Source organism: Lacihabitans sp. CS3-21, assembly GCF_024343675.1.
In the GTDB taxonomy this organism is placed as follows: Bacteria; Bacteroidota; Bacteroidia; order Cytophagales; family Spirosomataceae; genus Leadbetterella.
Genome location: NZ_RJUD01000004.1, coordinates 174,456 through 199,340, shown reverse-complemented (window position 1 = coordinate 199,340; position 24,885 = coordinate 174,456). Strand labels below are relative to the sequence as shown.

Genomic DNA, 24,885 nt, shown 5'->3' with positions numbered 1-24,885 from the left:
TGCTTTTTTGTTTCAAAGTCTTAAATATTTTGCTGTAGTGCCTCTTATTTCTATTATTACAATAACCTATAATGCCCAAGATTTTCTTGAGCGAACCTTGAAAAGTGTTAGAAATCAAACTTCTACTGATTTTGAATACATTTTGATTGATGGTGGGTCGAAAGATAATACAATGGATTTGGTAAAATCTAACAAAGAGTTGTTTACCGTCATCATTTCAGAAAAAGATGAAGGCCTTTACGACGCCATGAATAAGGGATTGCGGAATGCTTCTGGAGAATATGTGTGGTTTATGAATGCAGGAGATGAGATAGCAGAAATGGATGCAATTGAGAAATTGAAGGATTTGAGCAAAAGTGAACCTGATGTTATTTATTCAGATACCATTTTAGTGAATAATGAAGGGGGTTTTGTAGGGCTAAGAACGGAGATTTTGCCACATAAAATACCCGATAAGCTTACTTGGAAAGGATATAATAAGGGAATGCTAGTTTGTCACCAGTCATTTATTGTTAAACGAACTTTAGCCCCAAAATACATCGAAAATAATCTAAGTGCTGACATAGACTGGGAAATAAAATGTCTAAAACTTGCGAAAAATGTAGTTGTTTATCCTGGGATTTTATCAAAATACTTAGAAGGAGGCACATCACATCAGCAGCTTTTTAAATCTTGGAAAGATAGATTTTTGGTTCTAAATAGCCACTTTGGTTTTTTTTCTAATGTTTGGAATCACATCAGGATTGTCTTACGAGCTGATATTTTTAATCTTTTTAGAATATCAAAGTACCTCAAATAAATCGTTGACTGCGATTGTCTTTGTTTTTGTGAAACCTTCTCCATACTTGGTTCCAATCTTGTGTCCCATTTCTCTTGAGCGGGCTTCTACAAAATCCATAAATTCGGCCGAAGAAATATAACTGGCGGGTTCTGGAGAATTTGGGTCAAAAAACTGACTCTTAAATGCTCTGATGGAAGCTTCTTTGATTTCCCAATGTGGGGTAATATCTATTACAAAATCTGGTTCAATGTATCTATCCTGAATATAATGAAAGACATTTTTAGGCCTCCATGCAGGCTGGTCTAGCCCTTTATCCATGGTTTTTATCATGCGTAAACCACTGTAAAAACAAGCCTCATCGGATAGCAAAGCTGCTCTTCCGTGGTCAGGGTGCCTATCTTCAATGGCATTGGCTAAAACTATCTCAGGCTGATACTTTCTGATAATTCTTATCAGCTCCAACTGATGAGCCTCATCATTTTTAAAGAATCCATCTCTGAAACCCAAATTTTCTCTAGCTACTAATTTCAAAATATTTTTCGAATCCTCCGCTTCATTCAATCGTATTTCTGCTGTGCCTCTCGTTCCCAATTCCCCAGCGGTGAAGTCTACTATTGCTACTTTTTTGCCTAATTGAATGTGCTTAGCAATCGTTCCTGAACAACTTAACTCTGCATCGTCAGGATGAACAGCCAAAACCAATATATCTACTTTCATCATTTTACTCTTAATTTCAAACCAACAAAAAGTTTCTTGTAGGCACTAATTTTATTTAATCTACAAATCTCACCCACTGATGAATGGAATTTCCTTGCTATTTCGGTTAAGTTATCCCCATGTCTCACGGTATACCAAACTTTCTTTTCGACTTTTACTGGAACCTCTTCCTCATCCTCGATTTCCTCTTCAATGTCTTCTGCTGTTCCACTACTTTGAACAGAGGTAGGATCAGAGATTATACTCGTTGGGCGTGAAGAACCACCTCTTAAATAATCGAATACTTTTGGTGAAAGTACAAATTCAGAGCTCCTAAGCTCCATAGGATTATTTCTGAAATTATAAATATTTTCAGGGTCAAATTGATTGCCTTCAAATCGGGTTTCATAATGTAAATGTGAGCCAGAGCTTCGTCCTGTGTTTCCTCCTTTTCCTATTTCTTCACCTGCCTTTATGAAAGTTCCTGGCTCGTAATTGAATTTTGAAAGGTGCCCATAAAGCGTTTCGATACCGTTATAATGTCTTAAAATTATGGTTCTTCCATATCCTGAATGTACGCCTGATATTCTAACTACACCGTCGAAAGGTGCATATACTTTATCCCCAGTTTCTAAATCTAAGTCGGTTCCCTTGTGCCATCTTCTATTTCTCCACCCAAAATGTGAAGTAACATGACTTTTGTCCAATACAGGAGCCCAGTTCCGACCTTCACTTACATTGTATAGGGTTATTGGAACAGTTTCCTCAAATTCTTTGGGATTTAATCCATATGGGTTAAGGCTTTTAGTATCCCAAACTGAATAGTAGGAAGCGATTTCCACCATTTTGTCGGCACCTTGAAACTGTGCGTCTTCCTCAATTTCTACCACCAAAAGTTCACCTTCGTCTATGGTTGAAGTGTCTTCGTGCACAATTTGATTGAGTTCTCTGAGAGGTTCTATTTTTATACCTTCTAGAGCTTTTGAACTTGTATTTTCTGTATTAGTAACTTTATTACTGTTGCTGTTTTCGTATTGGTTGGAAAAACGCAACTTAGGTTCATCTTCAAAAGTGAAGTCGAATTCATCTTTGGTTTTATCTTTTGCGTCTTTTTGATTGGTGGTAGGTTTTGTATTATTCTTCGGAATTTTAGGTGCATTTAAGATTTTCCCTTTTTCCTTTTGAGCGTAGGTCGAGAATGAGAAAAAAACAGTAATTATAAATATGCTTATAGGGAACTTCATAATAATCTTTTAAAAATAAAACTTACAAATCATAGAATATAACTCTTTCTACTCAAGAAAATTGTCATTATGGCTAAATCTTGAATTTTTTAAACCATTTCTTCAAATATGGATTCTATTTTTTTTATTGAAACTTCAAAGTTGTATTTTGTTAAAACTTTGTCTCTGGATTTTTCTCCCAAATTTTTTATATTTTGAGAATTTAGTGTGGTTATTTGTTTTGACATTTCGGAAACATTCAAGTAATCAACTTTAATACCGCAACTATCATCAATAAATTCATCAGCTCCGCCTGTATTTCTAAAACCTAAGATTGGTTTGCCACATAAGGCAGCTTCTAAAACTACCAATGGGAATGGATCTTCTCTTGAACTAACCAAAAAAACATCACAGCAATTGATAATTTCTACCGCTTCACTGGTCGGGCTTATCCATCTAATCTCATTTTCTATGCCAAATTTTTTTTCATCGTATTTTAACTGGTCAAATAACTCGCCTTCCTTTTTTATTCCAATCCATACAAAGCCAAATTTAGTATTGTTTTTCATGGTTGCGGCAGCTATTTGAAGAAAAATGTCTGGTGCTTTTCGCCAATCTGCATTTCCGCAGGCACAAATCCAAATTTTGTCCGAACTCAACCCATATTTTTCTTTTATGGATTTAACATCTGAATTTGCTGATTTGTTGAGTATTTCTGTATTTTCTACGAATGAATGAACAACATGTATATCGTTTGAATTTGAAAATTCATTTAAATTGTCTGAAACAGCTTGTGAGCAAGCAATGATTTTGGTAGAATATTTAAATAGAATTTCAAGTGAATTTGGCGAGCCATATTGAGCAATCGAATATTGCAATTCATGAATATGACTTACAATGGGCACTTCGAATGTTTTGGTTAACTCAGGTAGTAAATCTACACTAGCGATAGTATTGAGGTAAATCAAATCAATAAAATGATTCCTTTTAATTTCTTCTATCACATTTTGCTCCTTCCCAAAAAATAATTTCTTTTTTTGAGTTGAACGATTGTTTAAAAAATATACAGGAAATAGCTCACTAAATTCATCATTCAGTGCACCCCAGTCATTGATGGCCAAAAGGACAATTTCGATATCTTTTTGCTTAAAATACTTCATGATGCTCAATATAAAAAGTTGAGCACCAGCTCTATTGACATCGTGGCTTACGAAAAGTATTTTTTTTATATTTTTCAATTCAAAGATTTGAGTTGATTATTTCAGATATATTTTCAACTATTTTATCCTCCAAATCTGGATAGAGTGGGAGAGAGAGTACCCTGCACGAAATGTCCTCACTTACAGGACAACTTTGATAATTAGTTAAATATTTAAGTTGATTTAGTGATGGGTAAAAATATCGTCTAGGGTAAATATTTTCTTTGTTTAGTGCTTCCATTATTTTTGCTGTTATCTCAGTGTTTTCTAAAACAACCGGATAATATGCGAAATTATAAACTAAATCGGGCGTAATTTCAGTAGGTTTTTCAAGGTGATCCCAGTTTAATAGATTATCATAAATCCTAAAAACACGCTTTCTTCCCGAAATAATCGAAGATAAATGATTGAGGTTGCAAAGGCCCATGGCGGCATGGAACTCCGAATTTTTTCCATTTATACCAGCAACATAATAGTTGTCTAAAATGTGACCGAAACTTCTTAATAGTTTCACTTTTTCGTGTAATTCTTCAGAATGACAATTTATCGATCCTCCTTCTACAGTATGAAAAACCTTCGTAGAGTGAAAACTACAAGTCGAAATATCACCATATTCCAAAAGTGATTTGCCTTTATATTCTACACCAAATGCATGGGCAGCATCATAGATTACTTTTAAGTTGTATTTTTTGGCGATCTCCTCTATTTTTTCAACATCACATGGATTTCCATATACGTGAGTGGCTAAAATCCCAGATGTTTTTTCAGTAATAGCAGCTTCAATTAGGTCAGCATTGATATTCAAATCTTGAGGATTGATATCTACGAAAACAGGTTCAAGGTTTTCCCAAATGATAGACGTGGTAGTGGCACAATATGAAAATGGCGTGGTAATAATTTCGCCTTCTAGTTCTAAAGCTTTGATGGCTATTTGAAGAGCGATTGTGCCATTTCCTACAAATGAAAAGTATTGTGAATTTAAATATTTGGAAATTTTATCCTCAAGTTCAACCACCAAAGGCCCATTATTGGTGAGCCAACTGGCCTCCCAAATTTTTGAAAGGTAAGCTTGATATTCTTCCTTAGGAGGTAAAAATGATTTTGTTACGTTAATCCTTTCCAAATCGATTCAATTTTTTTACAATACTAGCTTAATGTACAAACATAAAATATGATTTAAAGCAATTCTTTCTGAACAGAATTTACAGAAATCATTTTCGGTCTGACGGCTCCAGGCCATTTTCCATACCAATCTGTTCCTTCTCGGTAATCTAAAATATCAAACGCCAAGGCATCTTCAAAGAAAAAAACAGGAGCCAATCTGTCTTTAACTATCATGGCCGAAATATAATATGAACCATCATTTAAAAAATCTCCTGGAATATCACAAGTTGCACTGATAATTCCCTTTTGGTAAATCTTGGCATCATCTCCGATGTTAAAGATACATTCGCCGGTCATGCTATAAAGAAAAATACTGACGTTCAATTCAGCGTTATCCATCATGTTCCAATATTCAAACACCATTTTAAGTGGTGTACGCGTATCGAAATTATCAACTAATATTTCTTGATTAGGTGTAAGGCTAATTGTTTTTATTCTTACTTGCTCATTTCCAGGTGCGTCATCGGATGTTGCCCAGTTTTGCTTTAATTGAAATTTCGAAACAGTTTTTACATATTCGTTTACTACCTCGTCTATTTTTCCAGCCTTTATCAGTTGGCCGTTTCTTAAATATGCTCCTTTATTGCAAAGTCCTTGAACAGCAGTAAGGTTATGACTTACAAAAATCAAGGTTCTTCCACTATTGGATACGTCCCTCATTTTTCCAATACTTTTCTTCTGAAAATCAGCATCTCCAACAGCCAAAACTTCATCCACCACCAATATTTCGGGTTCTAAATGAGCCGCAATTGCGAAACCCAACCGGACATACATACCTGAAGAATAGCGTTTTACAGGTGTGTCGATGAATTTATCAATACCTGCAAAGTCTACAATAGCGTCAAAATGTTTCACTATTTCAGATTTTTGCATTCCCAAAATTGCTCCATTCAAGAAAATGTTTTCTCTACCTGTAAGTTCGGGATGAAAACCTGTACCTACTTCTAATAAGCTGGCCATTCTGCCCTTCACCCTTACTATTCCGTTGGTTGGCTCAGTAATCTGACTTAAAACTTTCAACAAGGTAGATTTTCCTGCACCATTGGCACCAACCAATCCCAGTCTATCGCCTTGTTTGACTTCTAAGTTAATGTCTTTTAAGGCCCAAAAATCTTCTTTGTGATTGTTTTTTTTTGAAGGTTTAAATATCGAATTAGACCAACGTGTGACTGTATCTCTCAGGTCATCTGTTGAATTTCCCTTTTGGTTGAGTTGATACCTCTTCGAAACATTTTCTATACTAAGTACGGTCATTGATTAAAGCGAATTAAATATGATCAACAAAAGAGTTTTCGTGTTTGCGAAAAAACCTGATGGAATAGAAAAAAGTAATAATAATAAATATCACCAATGGAATAAAACTGTCCCAATTAAACGCTGCAAAGTCGTCTAACATGCACCATCTAAGAGCATCAATACAGCCTGTTACTGGATTGAGAACAAAAAGTTTATAATACCAAGCATGGTCAGCAGATTTTACACTTTCGGTGAGGTACCCAACTGGTGAAATAAAATAACCAAACTGAATAACAAAAGGGATAATTTGGCCAATATCTCTAAATTTTACATTCAAAACTGCCGAAATCAATCCAATCCCAAAAGCAGCTAAAAAAGTTAATAGTATAAATATTGGGGCTAGGAATAATTTCCAATCTGGCAAAAATTGATACCAAATACAGATAATAAAAAATAATATAACTGATATCAAAACATCGACTAGTCCTAAAAATATAGTAGACAGTGGTATGATTAATCTCGGAAAATAAACCTTTGAAACCAGATTAGAATTCAGAACAATACTTTGGCTCAAAGCCTGCAATGATTGGGAAAAAAACAGCCAAATGATAACTCCAGGTGCAACAACAAGTGTAAACGGTATTGCGGTATTGGTGTCTAATTTGCCTATTTTACCAAATGCGAAGGCCATCACAATCATTGTTATTAATGGTCTGATCACACTCCAGCCTATTCCCAGAACAGTTTGTTTATATTTTACTAAGATGTCTCTTTTGGCTAAAATCCAAAAAAGCTCTTTAAAATCCCAAATTTCATTAAGGTAAGCAGATATAGATTTTTTTGCGGTAATTATTCGCTCTGTTGAATTCATATAAAAATTTTCAATTGCTATTTTCTGACATTACATCAAGATAGGTTTTTCTAATGGTAATGATAAATATCATGGCCACTAACGCTATCAATCCACTCAAACGTGTACTCAATCCGGTCTTTTTTACTATTTGAAGGGGCAATCTTACCGGCTCTAATACTGTAAAAATAGGTGTTTGCTCAATAATAAGTCTGTTTAGACTTTCCACATTGGCCAATTGGGTGTAGTATTGATTGGAAAGGTAAGTATTGTCTCTGGTTATTTGTTGTTGCCTCATTATCCCGGAAGGATCTACTACATTGGGATTGTCAAAAGTTAGTCTTGCAATTCTTTTGTCATTGTATTTCATGGCATAAGCTAAGCTATCTAATCGGCCTTCTTGAACACGCAAAATTTGTTTAGTTTTCTTGGTTTTCATATCTCTATAAAAATCCTCGGTAGCCCCCATTAAAGTCTCAATCCAATCTTTGGTTAACTTCTCATTTGAGGTTGTGGAATAAATACTGATTAAGCTAGAATTTTTGTCCGGTTCTACTCTCGTAACATTATACAGTTTTGTGTAGATGTCGGCTAAAATTTGGTTTTCATAGGGGGTAAATTCAGAAATGTCTTTCTTTTTAAATCTGTATTCAGAATACGGTGAAGGACCTCTGAATAAATTTCCACCCCATTCTTTTCTTTTGATGTCGCTGCTGTCTATGAAATAATTTATAAATAATTCTTTTCTATTACCTATTTTTACTTCTCTCATAAAGGCGTTATGAAAAACATTCCCAGAAAGGATTATTGCTTCAAAATTCGAAGATGCCAACAAACTACCTCCTTGAGCTTGTCCGGCCCCAGCACCCAGCCCAAATGCGGAAGCAAATCCACCTAGTTGATTCTGCGTTCCACCACCTTCCAATTCCAAATGAAATGTGATTTGACCGCTGTAAGTATCTTCAGAATCAAGAAAAGTATTGTTTATAATGTCATAAATAGAGCCTACAATTAATGCTACCAACAAGAGTTGCCAATTATTGCCAAGAAATCTGAAATACTTAAAAACTGAAAGAAAAAACTCTCTGGTTGAAATCTGTTCTCCTTTTATATTTTGATCCATTCTTAATTTTGATTGAGTTTTAAGAATCCGAATATGGTGATTATTGTGGTGAGCGTCGCACTTAAAGTAGCAACAAGACCACCAAACTGAGCTATTTGAGCTTGCGTATTTTCTGTTTTACCAGGAATGATAATTTCGCTTCCGGGTTCTACTTTAGGGTGTATTTTTACAAAAAGAAATTTTCTTGTTCGATCTACCGAGCCATTTGGATAAATAATAAATGCTTTTCCACGGGCTGATTTTTTTGTAAAACCACCAGATTTAGATACGTAGTCAATAAACTTAAATTCGGGATGATATTTTACAGTTGTTGGGTACAAAATTTCTCCTTCAATTCTGACCGTTTGAAGTTTTTTAGGGATGTTTATTTCGTCTCCGTCTTGTAAGATCAGATCCTCTACAGATCCAGGATTTTTAAGAATTTTCTCTAAGTCAATGCCAACTGACTCGGTTATGACGTTGTCTAAAACTTCTCCTTCTTCGGTTAGTTGTGGCTCTTCATTCTCTACATCTTCAATGATAGGTTTGACTTTAACGTTGATATTGAGGTTGTTGAGTACTTCATCTCTTTGGTTCTTTTGGAAATCACTAATAGGCGTTTTTCTTACTAAAGTGGCACCTTTTATATAAGCCTGAGGAGAAAGCCCCCCAGCTCTAGAAATTAGGTCAGAAATCTTCTCGTCTTTGTATTTAATCCCATAAATTCCAGGGTAAATTACTTCACCTTTTGTAGTCGCAAAATTCTGTTTTTCGTAATTTGGAGAGGTTCTAACAAAAACCTCATCAAAAGGTAAAAGCTTTACGCTTTCGCTTTTTGAATCATAACTTAAATCAGAACGAATTTCAAATTCAATGATGTCAGAAATCTGGGCATCAATTTGTTTGGCATCCACATTTCGTTTTCTTCTGACTATTTCAACTTTTGACAATGATGCAGCTTCAGTTAGACCACCTACTTTTACAATCAAATCCTGAATGGTCATTTCTTTGATATAAGGTACTTCAACTCCAATTAAAGCATCAGGATTATTGATTGCACCTTGGATTTTCACAAAAGAAGTTTCAGTCAAATCGAAAATACTAGGAATAATAATTTTATCCATTCTTTTCAAAGTCTGGTCGGTAGTTCTACCAGATTTTATATCAAGAAGGTTAACTGAAATATTAGAAACTGACAAATCGTCGTTGGTTCTGATTATATTTATTCTACCCTGTAAGGATTCTTCTTTAAGTCCCTCAGCTGAATTTATCAAAGCCATCAAAGTTGGATTGGAGTCGAGGGAATATTCACCAGGACGATAAACTGCTCCTTGGATTGATATCAGGTTTTCAAATCTTTCTAATATTTTTTCGACTACTATGGAATCGCCACTGTAAACTAAGCTCGTTTTAAAATCATTGTTTTTCACATCGATGATTCTTTTTTCTTTTGTGGTATTTCTGTAGATTTTTACTCTTTCTGAATAAGCATATTGATCAAAACCACCCGCATAGTTTATAACAGTTTGGAGATTTTCATTTGGCAGTATTTCAAACAATCCCTTTCTCTTTAGATTACCTTCCATTGCAACTCTTGAGAGATAAGGACCAACTTGCACAATATCTTGATCCTTTAATAGCATATCACCTTTTGAAAACCCTTTTGTGATGACATCATATAAGTCTAGTGTACTTACTACCCTGTTGTTTCTGATTAGTCTAATATCTCTATAAGTACCAATGTCATTAGGCCCCCCGCAAGCATATAATGCATTAAGAAGACTGGTGAAAGAAGTAACTGTATAAGTGCCTGGTGCTACTACCTCTCCTGTTATTTTTATTTTTATGGATCTATATCCTGTTAAAGAAACTTTAAGAAAGGTATTTGCAGGATAACCGCTGCCACCATTTAGGCCTAAGAAAATTTTGGAATAAGCATTTTTTATCTTTTTTTCAGCTTCTTCTATGGTTAATCCCGATACGTTGACTACACCAGCTTTTTCTAATACGATAAATCCGTCTGGATTAACAGTAGTGGTTTGTTTAAACTGAGAATAACCATAAATATCCATGACAAGTTTGTCACCAGCTCCTAAAACATAATTGTTAGGAGTCGCAATATTTACAGTGGCAGATGGGTCAAATTTTGAATTCGTAAATATGGAACTTCCAAAAGTTCTTTTAATTATATTTTTCTTGGCTAGATCTGCCGAGAGTTCTGCTTCTTTTTCAAGTCTTTGTTTTTCTTGATCCACCATTGCTTGCTCATCCTCTGTAGTAAGGTCGATGTCTCTAACATTTTCTGGAGCATTAATAGGTGTCCTGTTTACTGTGTTGGTACGGTTGTTAGTAGCCGTTTTTTCTTTTGCAGTTACAGGTGCAGTTTTTTCCGTTGGTATTGTAGCTGGTATTTGATTAGCAGGAATAGTTTGGGCAAAAATGGTGTTTTTTATAGCAAATTGTATTATTATTAATACGAGTGCTTTTGCTATTGGATTTGTCTTCCTAAATTTGGGAGATTTCATAAATTAAAAATTTGCTCTTTCTAGGTTTTGCTATTTAAATCGCAAAATTAACAGAAGAATTTTGGTAAATTAAATTAAAAAGTCTTTATTTTAAAAAGTACTTTGAGTTGCAAAGTTAATTATAAATTTGTTTTTACCCATAAAATATAGAAAATTATTATGTCAGAAGAAAGTAAAGCGTTATATGACGAAGACAGTATTAAATCTTTAGACTGGAAAGAGCATATTCGTTTACGACCTGGTATGTATATAGGTAAGCTCGGTGATGGAACCTCACCAGATGATGGAATATACGTATTGCTGAAAGAAGTTATGGATAATTGTATAGATGAATTTGCGATGGGTCATGGCAAATCTATAGAAATAGGAATTGACGAAGGAAAAGTTACTGTCCGGGATTTTGGACGTGGAATTCCATTGGGTAAAGTTGTAGATGTGGTTTCTAAAATTAATACTGGGGCAAAATATGACAGTAAAGCTTTTCAAAAATCTGTTGGATTAAATGGTGTTGGTACAAAAGCGGTTAATGCACTTTCAAGTTATTTTAAAGTAATTGCATACAGAGAAGGAGAATGTAAGAAGGCGATTTTTGAGAGAGGTGTACTCGTTGAAGAGTCTCCCATAGAAATTACAACGGAAAAGAATGGCACATTTGTAGAGTTTATACCCGATAATTCGGTTTTTAAGAATTATCATTTTATTCCTCATTATGTAGAAAACATGATTTGGAACTATTGTTATCTCAATGCAGGTCTCGCTTTGAACTTTAACAAGAAAAAATACATTTCTCAAAATGGTTTATTGGATTTATTACTTAGGAAAACCGACGAATCTACGCTTCGCTATAATATAATTCACTTAAAAGGGCCAGATATTGAGATTGCACTTACCCATGGTAATCAGTATGGTGAAGAATATTACTCCTTTGTAAACGGTCAAAATACCACCCAAGGCGGAACTCACCTTTCAGCATTTAAAGAGGCCATTGTAAAAACCATAAGGGATCACTATAACAAAGATTATGCTCCCGAAGATATTAGACAGTCCGTTATCGGTGCAATATCTGTCAGAATCCAAGAACCAGTTTTTGAATCTCAGACCAAAACCAAGTTAGGCTCTACCAATATTTCTTTAGAAGAAAATGCCCCAACGGTCAGAACTTTCGTGAATGATTTTATAAAGGAACATTTAGATAACTTTTTACACATGCATCCCAATGTAAAGGATGCATTGAAAAAGAGAATTGAACAGTCAGAAAGAGAACGAAAAGAGTTAGCAGGCGTAAGGAAAATTGCCAATGAAAGAGCCAAAAAGGCGAATTTGCACAACAAGAAACTCAGAGATTGTAAGTATCATTTGATGGATGAGAAATTTGAGGGAAGGTTAGACACCATGTTATTCATAACTGAGGGCGATTCTGCCAGTGGATCTATCACCAAAGCAAGAAGCCCAGAAACCCAAGCGGTGTTCAGTTTGAGAGGTAAGCCACTAAATTGCTATGGTTTAAGTAAAAAGGTAGTTTATGAAAATGAGGAATTTAACTTGCTACAACATGCTCTTGATATTGAAAATGGAATTGAAACTTTGAGATACAACCAAATCATCATTGCTACTGATGCCGACGTAGATGGTTCGCATATTAGGTTATTACTTCTAACTTTCTTCTTGCAGTTTTTTCCTGATGTAGTGCGTGAAGGACATTTGTATATTCTTCAAACACCACTTTTTAGGGTCAGAAACAAGAAAGAGACGTTTTACTGTTATTCTGAAGATGAAAAACAAGTAGCCATCAATAAATTGGGAGGAAAGCCCGAAATAACCAGATTTAAGGGATTGGGAGAAATTTCACCTCATGAGTTTGAAGCATTTATAGGCAAAGAAATAAAACTGGACCCAGTAATATTTGAGAAAGAGTCCTCCATTCCTAAAATACTTGGGTACTACATGGGCAAAAATACGCCTGAGCGTCAGGTATTTATTATTGATAATTTGATTATTGAGAAAGATATATTAGAAGAAAAAGAACTGATTATAGAAGATTAAAAAAACAAAACTGTGACTTTAGACGAGGTAAGGAAAGAAATTGACAAAATTGATGATCATCTTTTGGAGCTTTTGAATCAACGCATGCGTTGGGTGCAAAGAGTGGGAGAAATAAAAAACAAATCAAAAGAAATAATTTATAGGCCAGAACGCGAAAAACAAATAATTGAAAGATTAAATAGCCAGTCAGATGGACTTTTGTCTAGAGAAGCTATAGAAGCCATATTTTTAGAGATTTTTGCAACAGCAAGAAATATAGAACTTCCTGAAAGAATAGCCTATCTTGGCCCAGAGGGTAGTTTTACCCATCAAGCAGCAGAAAGTAGATTTGGGGCTCTTTCGGAATACATGACCCTACCTACAATTAAATCGGTTTTTGAAGCGGTAGAAACCGAGAGAGTTAGATTTGGAGTGGTACCTATCGAAAATAACCAGGAAGGTATAGTTTATGAAACCGTTGATTTACTCAACGAAACCAATGTGAATATAGCTGCAGAATTGAAAATTCCCGTTCACTTTAGTTTGGCCACAGAAGCTGAAAATCCAGCTAAAATTAAAAGAATATATTCAAAAGATATAGCTTTTCGTCAATGCCGTGGATTCTTAAATAAGTATTTTGAACAGCACAGTCCAGAAGAAATACAAGTTGAGTCAACGTCAAAAGCCGCAAAATTGGCGGCAGAAGATCCCGAAGCAGCTGCTATTTGCAGTGATATTGCGGCTAAATTGTTTAGAATTCCTGTATTATTTCATAACATAGAAGACAATAGCAACAATAGAACAAGGTTTTTTATTCTTTCTAAAAAGTTCGAGAATTTACCTTCAGGAAATGACAAAACCACTTTGATTGCCAGATTGCCTCATACTGATGAAGCAGGGGTTTTGGCAAGTTTCTTACAAGACTTTAAAGAACAAGAAATTAACTTAACAAAAATTGAAAGTAGGCCATACAAGGGTGACGAAGATTTTAATTTTTGGTTCTTTATTGAGCTTTTGGGCTATTTCAAAGATGAGAAATTTCAGGAGGTATTGAAAAAACACCAAGACAGCATTAAGGTTCTTGGAAGTTATGTGAGAAATGCCTAGCGAATCATAGCGTCTGGACCGTAAGTTTTACCCATATCGTATTTGTAAACTTTATCTTCACTCACCATTATCTTAAATAGGTTATATTTCTCTTTTGGAATCAGTTTTACTGGGTAAATTGTCCGATAAAAGTCTGAAAAATATTTTCGTTGTAAGATACTTTTCAGAATATTGTTTTTCTGATGTAATGCCGGAAAAATAAATTGTTTATCTTCATTTTCTAAGGAGAAATAAATGCCATCTTCCTCAGAATTTGGATTAAGGTTTTTATTTTGCACGCCAGAGATTTCAAGAATTCCGTCATTTATGCTGAATGTGAGTTTTTCATTAGCAATCGATGAATTTATATTTGAATAATTATCCAAAATAGAGGCCGGAAAGATATATTTCTTTGCTTTATATGGTTCTACCAACAATGGATTTAGCTTAGAAATGTGAGAGGAATCAATGTATTGATTTGACCATGTGCCAGTTTTCTGAAAGTTAATCCCATCTGTTATTGCATTCTTGCGGTTGAATAGAGCGATTTCATAATTGTTAAAATAGCTGAAAATAAGTATGATAGAGCAAAAAATGGTGGTCACAATACCTATAACCTTTTTTCTTTTTACATTTGAAATTAAGAAAATATAGACCGCAATGGTCATAAATGAAGAATTAATGGTATATCGACTAAGCATTGAAAATCCAGTTCTTGAAATCCCAATCATTAAACCTGTGGCAAATACAAATCCAAAAACACAAATTATAAATTGATCTGCTTTAGAATGTCTTAATTTGTCGAGTGCGTCCATCCGCCTCTTTGTCAGTATAGGGTATTTTTTTAGAAATAATACCAAGAATGTCACAACTAAAAAAAGACCAAAAAGTTCTGAGACATTGTGCGAATAAACTTCTTTTGCTCTCGTAGATAGGTCAGTGATATTCAGAGCATAAGCTCCGAAAAATTCAAAAACATACCTCAATGCTGCCAATGGCTCAGAAAATGCAGAAACTCCTGAACTCCATTCCGGTTTTTTGTATCCCCAGAAATAAAGAACTATGCTCAGTAAAGATATGGCACTCCAAGTTATAAAATCCTTATTACGTTTGTTGAAAAAAAGGATTATTGCTCCAATTAAGAATGCCAAAATGCCATTTCCGTGCGAAAAAATTGCTAAAACAGCAAAAATGAATGCTGGAGTTAAGCCTTTGTTTTTTCTATAAATGAGAAAATAGTAGGTCAGAAAAACATATAAAATGACAGAGAAGTTTTGAAATGGGACCATCAATGATTGAAGACTTTCATAATATTGTGCATGAAAAATCAACAATGCTATAGGTAGCAAATATAATCTATTATCAAACAGTGGTTTTGAGACCCTAACCAAGACCAAGAAAGTTATTATAAGGTTTATGAAACCCAATAAAGCCAAGGCCTTTAATTCAAAATTTCCTGATATTAAGTATATTACGAGCAGAAATATTCTATCATTAACAACGCGGTGTTCGTTATTCAAAGAAAAGAATAGCTTTAGTTTTTCTAAAAAAGGTAGGTCAGAAAACAACTGAAATACAGGAAGTATAATCCCATGAAAATCATCCCACCAAGGAATGTTTACTGAGATTTTATTTTGGAATAACCATAAAACTGAAATCAGGAATAATGAAATTGTCCAAAATATATACTTAGCTTTTTTATGCATTTTTTGAAAATATTTCCAGTGCAGAATTGCAATCTACTTTTATTTGCTTGATCAATTCATCAATACTTTCAAATTTAGTTTCTTCTCTGATAAATTCCAAAATTTCAACTTTTATAGTTTCTCCATAAATATCATCCGAAAAATCAAAAATATGAACTTCTTGTGTTGTACCAAGTCCATCTACAGTGGGTCTGTTGCCGATGTTCATGATGCCCTGGTATTTCTGGTTTCTTAAAAATACATTCGTAGCATATACGCCATTTTTTGGAATCAATTTGTATTTTTTCTGAACTTGAATATTCGCAGTTGGAAAACCAATTGTCCTGCCGAGTTGTCTCCCTTTCACAACAGGTCCTGAGAACTGATAATCTCTTCCCAATAATTCACTAGCCGATTTTAAGTCCCCATGAAGTATGGCATTTCTAATTTTTGTGGAACTAATGGTGATATTTTCAATTTCTTGCCTCGAAATTTCTTCGATTTCAATTTTAAACCTTTCCGAATGTTTCTTTAGATAATCTATTCCCCCCTCACGGTTTTTGCCGAACCTATGATCGTAGCCAATTACCATGGCTTTGGTTCCTAAGCCATCTAGTAATATATCTTCTATATATTTCTCACAACTAAGTTCTGAAAATTCTCGGGTAAAAGGCAAAACTACAAAATGATCAACACCTAGTTTTTCTAAGATTTCGGTTTTCTCGTCTATCGTTGTTAGTAACTTTAGGTTATCGTCGTTGGGCGAAATGATGAGTCTGGGATGTGGCCAAAAAGTTAATAAAACTGATTCGCCATTGATTTCTTTTGCCTTTTCTATAAGCCTTTTGATGATTTTCTGATGACCAATATGAACTCCGTCAAAAGTTCCAGTAGTCACCACAGCATTGCCTTTGGGCTGAAAATCAGAGAGTTTATTATAAATCTTCATTTGAATCTTTGATTTTTTGAACCATGTTTTCCACAGTTTCTGCATTGTCTACCGAGAATTCTCCAATTTTGGTCCTTCTAAGTTCACTTAAATATGCTCCAGAGCCTACTTCAAGGCCAAAATCCCTTGCTAAGCTTCGGATGTAAGTTCCTTTTGAGCAAATAACTCGAAAAGAAATTTCTGGAAAATTATCAGCCTCTATCTCAAATTCTTGGATTTCAATTTCGCGAGCCTTAAGTTCTAGTGTTTTTCCTTCCCTTGCGGCTTCATAGGCTCGTTTTCCTTTTACTTTGATAGCTGAAAATAGGGGAGGTACTTGAGAAATTTTCCCCAAAAACTTATTTCTAGCAGTTTCCAACATTTCTCCATTTATGTGTTCAATAGGAAAAGTCGCATCTACTTCAGTTTCTGCGTCGGCAGACGGTGTGGTTTTTCCTAAAATAAACTTACCCGTATACTCTTTTATCTGAGCCTGATATTGGTCAATCTCTTTCGTTTTTTTTCCAGTGCAAAGAATCAACAAGCCTGTTGCTAATGGATCGAGCGTACCCGCATGACCAACTTTTTTGAATTTACCAGCGTATCTTACTTTGTTTACAACATCAAAAGATGTCCAAGTCAATGGCTTGTCAAGAAGTAAAACGGAGTCATTGTATGGTTCGTTCATCAAACAATTTTTAAATCAACTCCTGAATAAAGCAATGCCAATAGTATTATTCCCAAAACAATTCTATAATAACCAAATACTTTGAATCCGTATTTTTGTAGAAATTCTATAAAGAATTTAATGGCTACCACTGCAACAATAAACGCGACTAAATTTCCAACACCTAATAACATAAGTTGTTCATTATCAAAAGTTAAGTCTCCGCTTTTGTAGCCTTTTAATAGCTTGTAGGCCGATGCAGCAAACATCGTAGGAACTGCTAAAAAGAACGACATTTCAGCAGCGGCTTTTCTGGTTAATCCCATAAACATACCGCCAATAATTGTAGAAGCGGAGCGAGATACGCCAGGAATCATGGCTATGCATTGAAAGAGACCAATAACAAAACTGTCTTTAAGGTTGGGTTCTGTTTTGTGGGTTCTTTGTTCAAAATACTTATCGATGAATATCAGTATTATTCCTCCAAGAAGTAAGCTTATGGCCACTACCCAAACATTTTCCAGAATGGAATCTATAAAATCATTCAAGACAAAGCCGATAATCGCTGCTGGGATAAATGCTACCAAGAGTTTGATATAGAAATCGAAACTTTGAAAAAAGCGTTTCCAGTAGAGTACAATTACGGCCAAAATAGCACCAAATTGAATATTTACTTCAAAAATTTTGGTAAATGGATGCTCTGCAATTCCTAAAAAAGAAGCTCCAATAATCATGTGACCAGTAGAGCTTATTGGAAGATATTCTGTAATGCCTTCTATTATAGCCAATATGATGGCTTGAATTACATTCATGGATTATTTTTTTAGAAGGGCATAAAATTCCACCATGAAACCTACAAAAGCTACGATAGGCCCAAGAGTAATACCGAAAAACCCAAATCCGAATTCTTCTTTATCCAATGTCATGATAATAAAACCGGCAACTATTAAAGCCACTCCAACTAACATGATGGTGTAATTTCCTTTCTTAAAAGGCAAATCTGATGCTGATGCTTCAGCTGTTTCATTTAAATCTTTAGTGTTTTTCATTATTTCAATATAATTTATCTAAATCCATTTTATGGTACCTCACGATAGATTGAAAGGTACTGAGTACGCCAATAGTTGGTCCGAGAATTAAAAGTATTACAAATAAAAACGTAATAGCTGTGTTATTTTGAATAAGATTCAAGCCGTCGATTTGGGAAGTTGACACATACTTGGTTACAAATATGAGAAAAGTACTGATTATGCTGGCAATAAGTCCCTGAAAAAATCCTTTTATCAAGAACGGCTTTTGAATAAATAAATCAGTGGCTCCGACCAATTGCATCGTTCTAATTATAAATCTTTGAGAATAAAGGGCCAATTTTATGGTATTGTTGATCAATAAAAGCGTTGCAACAAAAAATATCAATACAATAAGGGCCAATACTTTATAAACTTTGTTGACATTGGTTATTATACCTTTTAAGAAGTCTTTTGCATATTCAACTTCAAAAACGCCACTTAGCTTTTCAATTTGTGTTTTGATGTATTTCAACTTTTCTTCAGTAATATTTTCCTCTTTTAGCCGGATACTAAACGCATCTCTAAAAGGATTGTCGCCCAGTACGTCTTTGAAATCTTCTTTGGTATCTTTATAAAATATTTCTGCAGCTTGTTCTTTCGAAGTTAATTTGATTTCAGGTTTTCCATTTTTTATTTCCGCAAAACCCATGCTTGCTATTTTGCTGGAAATTGCATCCAAATCTTTTTTTTCAAGATTTCTTTCTAGATATACTTGAATTTCTATGTTCTGTTTTACATATTTTATTAACTCCTTAGAAGAAATGGCAATCCAACCGCAGAATCCGATTAAAAACAAAGCCACACTTAAACTTATCGTAATAAGAATGCCCGGGTAACTACCTAATTTCTTGTTAAAACTCATTTTTGGTTTGAAAAGCTAAGTACAAAGATAAAAAATTATTTAAGATTGGTATTTTAAGTGAATTCATTTTAAGTTTTTTTAAACATTTATTCACCTTTTTTAGCCAATTCTTTCAAAGCATTCCATTCTGCTATCATTTCAGGCATGTTTTGCTCAATAATTTCCTCAACCGTTTTGGTTATATAATCAAGGCTATGCGTTTCATCAAAATATATGGGTTTTTTGAATTTTACGGTTAAGAGCGTATTTCTTCTTTTATATTTTAGGCCAGTTTTGTTGAAAGCTCTTCTGAAACCGTTGATAACTACTGGTACTACCACTGGCCTATTAGTCAGGATAATGTGTGAAGTTCCTTTTCTTACAGGTGCATATGGGCTTGTAGTTCCTTGTGGAAAACTAATTACCCAGCCAGATTTTAGACCTTTCGTAACGTTGTCGCCTGCTGAAGTGTCCACGTCACGTTTTACGTTTACACCCTCTGCTCTCCAACTTCTTTCTACTAAAATAGCACCAGCTAAACTAAAAAGTTTGGGTATTAAGCCAGACTTCATGGTTTCTTTGGCCGCAACATAATAGATGGTGGCTCTGGGAGAAAAAAGATAAATAGGCAATAATTTCTTACCAAATCCCCATTTTAGATTACAAAAAATATGATAAAAAGAAATCACGTCAGCGAAATAGGTCTGGTGATTTGAGATGAAGAAAACATTTGTGTTTGGAAGATCTTTAAGGTGCTCCAAACCCTCAATTTTCAATTTATTGGCAACGGCTATTCTCCAATAAGTAGGCCATCCAGCTATAAATATTACCATTCTTTTCAATACCATCCAATTGCCAAAGGGGTCTTTTTGAAACAAACCCAAAATGTCAAAATACGACAAGGTCTTCAACAATGGGTGGGTTGTTTCGGCAGGTATTGGTAAGAAGTTTTTAAGTATTTTTAGCATTTAGATTGATTTTATGAACCGAATCTGTGGATGAATTCTAATTAATTCCGCTTATCTATTTCGTCTCTAATCTTGGCTGCTTTTTCATATTCCTCATTTCTGATCGCTTCATCCAGCATTTTTGACAATTCTTCGGAGTTTAGGGACATCAAATCAGAACTCGATTTAACTTTAATGCTTTTGGGTGCAGTTTTTTTCGTTTCCTGTCCACCTAAATCATCGGCACTTATGCCTGCTTCGTTAAGAACGTTTTCGGTTGTATATATTGACGCGTTGAACCTCAAGGCAATGGCAATGGCATCAGAAGGTCTAGCATCTATATTTTTCTGACGAATGCCATCCGTACAAATGATTTTAGAATAAAAAACACCTTCAGAAATGTCTGAAATATGTATTTCCTCCACTGAAAAATCAAATGATTTGGAGAAAGACTTGAATAAGTCGTGGGTCAATGGCCTAGTTGGAGTGATTTTTTCCATTTCTATGGCAATGGCTTGGGCCTCAAACATTCCAATAATAATAGGCAAGCGACGATCCCCATTAGATTCTGTAAGAATCAAAGTAAACGAACCTGCCTGAAGTTGGCTAGGCGATAGGTCTAATATTTCTAATTTTATTTTATCCACGATACAAATATACTTCCCTTTGATGTATTAAAAAGAATGTTTTTACAGAAAAATATCTTTTCTAAGTCCCAAAATATTTTTCAATTCCCATTCCAAATAAGGCAAAATCATATTTTGTAGGGTCTTCTGGGTCAAGAATTCTCAAAGTATTGGTTATTTCTTCTGCCATTTTCCAATCGGCTTTAGGCCTTGTGGTTAGTTTTAGTTTTCGAGCAATGTTTTCTACATGAATATCACAAGGTATAATCAGTTGAGAAGGTAAAATACTGTTCCAAATACCAAAATCTACTCCTTTGTTGTCACGCCTCACCATCCATCTTAAGTACATGTTTATTCGTTTACATGCACTATTCGAAGCAGGACTCGAAATGTGTTTTTGAGTTCTTTTTGGTGAATCCTCCAACGAAAAGAAATATTCTTTAAAGTGGATTAAATTCATTTTTAGATTTTCATCTTTATTTCCTTTATTCAAAAAAGCTGATTCTAATGAAGCGTGTTTGGTATAATGTGCCTTGAAAAACTCCAGGAAGTACAGTAAATCTACAAAGTTAAAAGTTCGGTGAACAAATGTTTCTAATTTCTTTATTTCATTTGAATTGGCATTTTTCACGAACTCGTAAGGGGCATTATCCATTTTTTCGAGTAATTCCGAACACTTATTGATAATAGTTTTGCGTTGGCCCCAAGCCAAAATTGCGGCAAAAAAACCTGAAATTTCAATATCTTGTTTCTGGGAATAACGATGAGGGATACAAATTGGGTCGGTGGCAATAAAATCTAAGCTATTGAATTTTATATATTTTTCATTTAATAAATCCGCTACCTCGGGTGAAACTATTTCTGGCATAATTTATTTACCGTGAACGGCCTTCTTCTTAGATGGGACGTAATATTCCACGGTAGCTCTCATTTTTGAGTCTTTCGGTCTCAATTTGTAAAATGCATAGGGCGAAAGTTTGATCATTACGTTTTCATCATGCCCTTTTTTACTCAAATTGGCCACTACTTTGGCTACGATGGTGATACCAGTAGCCTCGTTCGTAACTTTTATATTGCTGCCCACTTTTGCAGTTCTGTGTAAGGCGAGGTATTTTGTGGTTCTATTGCTCGTATTGATAACCTCGGCAATTCCTGCTTCTGATACTTTTCTGCCAACTGGGGTTAATACTAAAACAGGTTCTGTCTCTTTTTCTAAATCGACTACAATTTTTTCAATTTCATTTTTGTCAATTAATAGTTTTTCGCCAACTTTTATCTTGTTGTCGCTGATCTTATTAGCTTCTACTAAATAAGAAATATCCAGATCATACAATTTCGAAATTGAAAAAATGGTTTCACCTGCTTTAATATCATGGTACGGGCCCTTTGAGGCTTTTTCTTTTACTGGAGTTTTTGTTTTGGGTGTGGTAGAAGGTGCATTCTTACTTGCCCACGCTTTCTTTCTCATAGCCCAATATGCCGATGCACTTACATGCTTTCCATTTTTAATCATTGGGAATTTCAAAACCTGTCCCGCTTTTATGCCTACCTCAGTTTTTAAACTTGGATTTACATTTGAAACTTCGGCAACAGAGCATTCGTATTTGTTAACCAAACTGTACAATGTTTGTCCGGGTTCAACCTTATGCAGTATATAAACTATGTTATTTATCACTTCAGTATATACCGAGTCTTTGGGAGCATTTTGTGAAAAGACTAATCTAGGCAAACTTATTATTAGAAATAAAGCTAAAACTTTCATGATGGATTAAATGTAAAATGAACCGCAAAATTACATTTTTAAGATTTAAGAGCATAATTTTTTTTTATCCATGATAAATAAAGTATTTTATTTTAGTTTTGTGTTTCTAAAATACTAACACTTTGAAAATTCTCGGCATAATTCCAGCACGCTATTTATCTTCTCGATTTCCAGCCAAATTATTAAAAACAATCAAGGGAAAATCAATTCTTCAAATGGTATATGAGCAGTGTGAAAAAACTCAAAGTTTAAGCAAAATCGTTGTAGCAACTGATCACGAGGCTATTTTTGAGCATGTAGAAGGCTTTCATGGAGAAGTGCTGATGACCCATACCAATCATGAAAGTGGTACTGACAGGTGTGCAGAAGCATTAAAACTATGTGGTGGAAGTTCTTCGTTCGATTATGTAGTAAATATACAAGGAGACGAACCACTTATAGATCCCAATACCATAGATGGTTTATGTTCAGTATTGGATAATAAAATAGAAATTGCTACTGCTTGTTTTCCGATAGGAAAGTTGGAAGATTTATTGAGCCCAAATATTGTAAAAGTTGTCAAAAGCGAGAGAGATCAAGCTTTGTACTTTAGCCGCTCTCCAATTCCTCATATTCGAGACGAAAAAGTGGATCGATGGCTACTGAATAATACTTTTTATAAACATTTAGGAATATATGCCTACCGAGTAGATATTTTGGAGAAATTGGTGAAATTTCCTGTTTCAAAGTTAGAATCTCAGGAAAGATTAGAGCAACTGAGGTGGCTATCCAATGGTTTTAAAATCAATATGGTAGAAGCACCAAGTGAAGGTTTTGGAATTGATACAGAGCAAGATTTTGAACGTTTAAAGCAATTTTTAGATAAAAAATAGCGTATAGAACTATATAACATTAAAAAAAAACAATTTATGCAACGATTCACCATTCTATGGGCTGACGACGAAATTGAACTACTTAAACCATATATAGTTTTTCTTGAAAATAAAGGATACGATGTTACGCCAGTGCCAAGTGGTGCCGATGCCTTGGATTTAGTCGAAAAAAACAACTATGATATCATTTTTTTAGATGAAATGATGGCCGGTATGACGGGCTTGGATACATTGGTCCAAATCAAGAAAATAAAGCCCACGATTCCTGTAGTTATGATTACCAAATCTGAAGAAGAAAGGATCATGGAAGAGGCCATAGGATCTAAAATTGCTGATTATCTCATAAAACCGATCAATCCAAACCAAATATTACTCTCCATAAAAAAACTTTTGGATAACAAAAGGTTGGTTTCCGAAAAAACCAATTCGAGTTACATGCAAGATTTTAGACAATTGAGCATGCAATATAATGATGAATTGGACTTTAATGAGTGGTCAGAAATCTATAAAAAGCTAGTGTTTTGGGAATTAGAAATTGATCGTTCTTCTGATAAATCAATGGAAGAGGTTTTCCAAATGCAAAAAGCTGAAGCTAATGCTCGTTTTTCAGACTTTATTGAGGATAATTACGCAAGTTGGATGACGGATCCAAATGTAAAGAAGCCTGTCATGTCGCACAATCTGTTGAAGACAAAGGTGTTTCCGCTTTTAAACGGAGGTTCTCCGTTGTTTTTTATTCTGATTGATAATTTCAGGCTTGATCAATGGAAAATAATGGAAGACATCATAGGCGAGTTTTTTACAATTGAATCTGACGAAACTTACTTTTCTATTTTGCCTACGGCAACTTCTTATGCTAGAAATTCGATTTTTGCGGGATTAACGCCACTGGAAATGTCAAAGCAGCATGCTGATATTTGGGTAAATGATGAAGGAGATAATGAAGATGGTTTAAATAAAAATGAAGATGAGTTTTTGAGAAGACAATTGAAAAAGAACAACTTACAGCAAAAGTTTTCTTATCACAAAATACTCAATAATGGTCAGGCGAAGTCATTGGTGGACAATTTTAACAATCTAATGAAAGATGATCTAGTAGTAGTGGTGTACAACTTTATTGATATGCTTTCGCATGCCAGAACAGACATGGCCGTTATAAAAGAACTTGCACCTGATGAGGCTGCCTATAGATCCATTACTAAGTCTTGGATTCAACACTCGCCAATGTTAGATTTCTTAAAGTTAATAGCTTCAAAAAATGGCAGACTAATTATAACAACAGACCATGGAATGGTAAAAGTTAAAAATGCCAAAAGGATAGTGGGCGACAGAAATGTAAATACGAACTTGAGATATAAACAAGGAAGAAATCTCAACCTAGATGATAAGCGAGATTTTGTGATAGAGGTCAGAAAACCAGAGACTTATAAGTTACCTAGTCCAAATTTATCCACTTCTTATTTCTTTACTACTTGTGATTATTTCTTTGCTTATCCCAACAATTACAACCATTATGTAAGCCATTACAGAGATACTTTTCAGCACGGCGGCGTTTCGTTAGAAGAAGTAATTATTCCTTTTGCTGTATTGAAGGCCAAATAGA

23 protein-coding genes are annotated in these 24,885 nt (G+C 34.5%); 5 read left to right on the top strand and 18 right to left on the bottom strand.

All coding sequences use genetic code 11. From position 1 onward, the window contains the following. Positions 1 to 37 precede the first annotated feature (37 nt). Positions 38 to 799 (top strand): glycosyltransferase family 2 protein, encoded by a 762-nt coding sequence (locus EGI24_RS04515; RefSeq protein ID WP_255047150.1) that lies wholly within the window; start codon positions 38 to 40, stop codon positions 797 to 799. On the opposite strand, the gene bshB1 is transcribed toward EGI24_RS04515, so the two are convergent. From bshB1 to EGI24_RS04475, 8 genes are all read right to left on the bottom strand, one after another. Then, positions 782 to 1,498, bottom strand: a complete 717-nt coding sequence (bshB1, locus tag EGI24_RS04510) for a bacillithiol biosynthesis deacetylase BshB1 (RefSeq protein WP_255047189.1) — start codon at positions 1,496 to 1,498, stop codon at positions 782 to 784. The genes EGI24_RS04515 and bshB1 overlap by 18 nt on opposite strands. Continuing rightward, positions 1,498 to 2,721 carry a M23 family metallopeptidase gene (locus EGI24_RS04505; RefSeq protein WP_255047149.1) on the bottom strand — a complete coding sequence of 408 codons (1,224 nt, stop codon included), beginning with the start codon at positions 2,719 to 2,721 and terminating at the stop codon, positions 1,498 to 1,500. Before EGI24_RS04505 ends, bshB1 begins: the two co-directional genes overlap by 1 nt. Positions 2,722 to 2,810: 89 nt before the next feature. Then, entirely contained in the window at positions 2,811 to 3,938 is a 1,128-nt protein-coding gene (locus tag EGI24_RS04500) for a glycosyltransferase family 4 protein (protein WP_255047148.1), read from the bottom strand. 1 nt (position 3,939) lies between these two features. Beyond that, positions 3,940 to 5,022 carry a DegT/DnrJ/EryC1/StrS aminotransferase family protein gene (locus EGI24_RS04495; RefSeq protein ID WP_255047147.1) on the bottom strand — a complete coding sequence of 361 codons (1,083 nt, stop codon included), beginning with the start codon at positions 5,020 to 5,022 and terminating at the stop codon, positions 3,940 to 3,942. Positions 5,023 to 5,075: 53 nt separating this feature from the next. Then, positions 5,076 to 6,317 (bottom strand): ABC transporter ATP-binding protein, encoded by a 1,242-nt coding sequence (locus EGI24_RS04490; protein ID WP_255047146.1) that lies wholly within the window; start codon positions 6,315 to 6,317, stop codon positions 5,076 to 5,078. A 13-nt stretch (positions 6,318 to 6,330) separates the two neighbouring features. After that, positions 6,331 to 7,170, bottom strand: a complete 840-nt coding sequence (locus tag EGI24_RS04485) for an ABC transporter permease (RefSeq protein WP_255047144.1) — start codon at positions 7,168 to 7,170, stop codon at positions 6,331 to 6,333. A 10-nt stretch (positions 7,171 to 7,180) separates the two neighbouring features. Beyond that, positions 7,181 to 8,272, bottom strand: a complete 1,092-nt coding sequence (locus EGI24_RS04480; RefSeq protein ID WP_255047143.1) for a hypothetical protein — start codon at positions 8,270 to 8,272, stop codon at positions 7,181 to 7,183. Between the two features lie 2 nt (positions 8,273 to 8,274). Next, entirely contained in the window at positions 8,275 to 10,776 is a 2,502-nt protein-coding gene (locus EGI24_RS04475) for an SLBB domain-containing protein (protein WP_255047142.1), read from the bottom strand. A gap of 159 nt (positions 10,777 to 10,935) precedes the next feature. Here EGI24_RS04475 and EGI24_RS04470 point away from each other — a divergent pair, with 159 nt between their 5' ends. Together EGI24_RS04470 and pheA are read left to right on the top strand one after the other, a co-directional pair. Further along, positions 10,936 to 12,819, top strand: a complete 1,884-nt coding sequence (locus tag EGI24_RS04470; protein WP_255047140.1) for a DNA topoisomerase IV subunit B — start codon at positions 10,936 to 10,938, stop codon at positions 12,817 to 12,819. A gap of 12 nt (positions 12,820 to 12,831) precedes the next feature. Continuing rightward, positions 12,832 to 13,905, top strand: a complete 1,074-nt coding sequence (pheA, locus tag EGI24_RS04465) for a prephenate dehydratase (protein ID WP_255047139.1) — start codon at positions 12,832 to 12,834, stop codon at positions 13,903 to 13,905. Here the strand turns inward: pheA and EGI24_RS04460 are convergent. The 10 genes from EGI24_RS04460 to EGI24_RS04415 all read right to left on the bottom strand — a co-directional run bounded on the left by EGI24_RS04460 (position 13,902) and on the right by EGI24_RS04415 (position 22,410). Further along, positions 13,902 to 15,590 (bottom strand): hypothetical protein, encoded by a 1,689-nt coding sequence (locus EGI24_RS04460; protein WP_255047137.1) that lies wholly within the window; start codon positions 15,588 to 15,590, stop codon positions 13,902 to 13,904. The genes pheA and EGI24_RS04460 overlap by 4 nt on opposite strands. Next, on the bottom strand, positions 15,583 to 16,518 hold the full coding sequence (locus EGI24_RS04455; RefSeq protein ID WP_255047135.1) for a bifunctional riboflavin kinase/FAD synthetase: 936 nt from the start codon (positions 16,516 to 16,518) through the stop codon (positions 15,583 to 15,585). Before EGI24_RS04455 ends, EGI24_RS04460 begins: the two co-directional genes overlap by 8 nt. After that, positions 16,505 to 17,185 carry a tRNA pseudouridine(55) synthase TruB gene (truB, locus tag EGI24_RS04450; RefSeq protein WP_255047133.1) on the bottom strand — a complete coding sequence of 227 codons (681 nt, stop codon included), beginning with the start codon at positions 17,183 to 17,185 and terminating at the stop codon, positions 16,505 to 16,507. The genes EGI24_RS04455 and truB overlap by 14 nt, the downstream gene beginning before the upstream one ends. Then, complete coding sequence (locus EGI24_RS04445; RefSeq protein WP_255047129.1) at positions 17,185 to 17,976, bottom strand: undecaprenyl-diphosphate phosphatase; 792 nt, start codon at positions 17,974 to 17,976, stop codon at positions 17,185 to 17,187. Before EGI24_RS04445 ends, truB begins: the two co-directional genes overlap by 1 nt. A gap of 3 nt (positions 17,977 to 17,979) precedes the next feature. Beyond that, the gene (locus EGI24_RS04440) at positions 17,980 to 18,213 is read right to left on the bottom strand and encodes a DUF3098 domain-containing protein (RefSeq protein ID WP_255047128.1); all 234 of its coding nucleotides are present in this window, start codon (positions 18,211 to 18,213) and stop codon (positions 17,980 to 17,982) included. A 4-nt stretch (positions 18,214 to 18,217) separates the two neighbouring features. Beyond that, a complete protein-coding gene (locus tag EGI24_RS04435) occupies positions 18,218 to 19,096 on the bottom strand; it encodes an ABC transporter permease (protein WP_255047127.1) in 879 nt (292 codons plus the stop codon). Between the two features lie 86 nt (positions 19,097 to 19,182). Continuing rightward, entirely contained in the window at positions 19,183 to 20,043 is an 861-nt protein-coding gene (locus EGI24_RS04430) for a 1-acyl-sn-glycerol-3-phosphate acyltransferase (RefSeq protein WP_255047125.1), read from the bottom strand. 41 nt (positions 20,044 to 20,084) lie between these two features. Beyond that, a complete protein-coding gene (locus EGI24_RS04425) occupies positions 20,085 to 20,669 on the bottom strand; it encodes a bifunctional nuclease family protein (protein ID WP_255047124.1) in 585 nt (194 codons plus the stop codon). A 61-nt stretch (positions 20,670 to 20,730) separates the two neighbouring features. Further along, positions 20,731 to 21,516 carry a TIGR02757 family protein gene (locus tag EGI24_RS04420; protein WP_255047123.1) on the bottom strand — a complete coding sequence of 262 codons (786 nt, stop codon included), beginning with the start codon at positions 21,514 to 21,516 and terminating at the stop codon, positions 20,731 to 20,733. A gap of 3 nt (positions 21,517 to 21,519) precedes the next feature. Beyond that, complete coding sequence (locus EGI24_RS04415; RefSeq protein ID WP_255047121.1) at positions 21,520 to 22,410, bottom strand: LysM peptidoglycan-binding domain-containing protein; 891 nt, start codon at positions 22,408 to 22,410, stop codon at positions 21,520 to 21,522. 122 nt (positions 22,411 to 22,532) lie between these two features. Here EGI24_RS04415 and kdsB point away from each other — a divergent pair, with 122 nt between their 5' ends. Together kdsB and EGI24_RS04405 are read left to right on the top strand one after the other, a co-directional pair. After that, the gene (gene kdsB / locus EGI24_RS04410) at positions 22,533 to 23,282 is read left to right on the top strand and encodes a 3-deoxy-manno-octulosonate cytidylyltransferase (RefSeq protein ID WP_255047120.1); all 750 of its coding nucleotides are present in this window, start codon (positions 22,533 to 22,535) and stop codon (positions 23,280 to 23,282) included. A gap of 36 nt (positions 23,283 to 23,318) precedes the next feature. Then, entirely contained in the window at positions 23,319 to 24,884 is a 1,566-nt protein-coding gene (locus tag EGI24_RS04405; protein WP_255047119.1) for a PglZ domain-containing protein, read from the top strand. Position 24,885 lies beyond the last annotated feature (1 nt).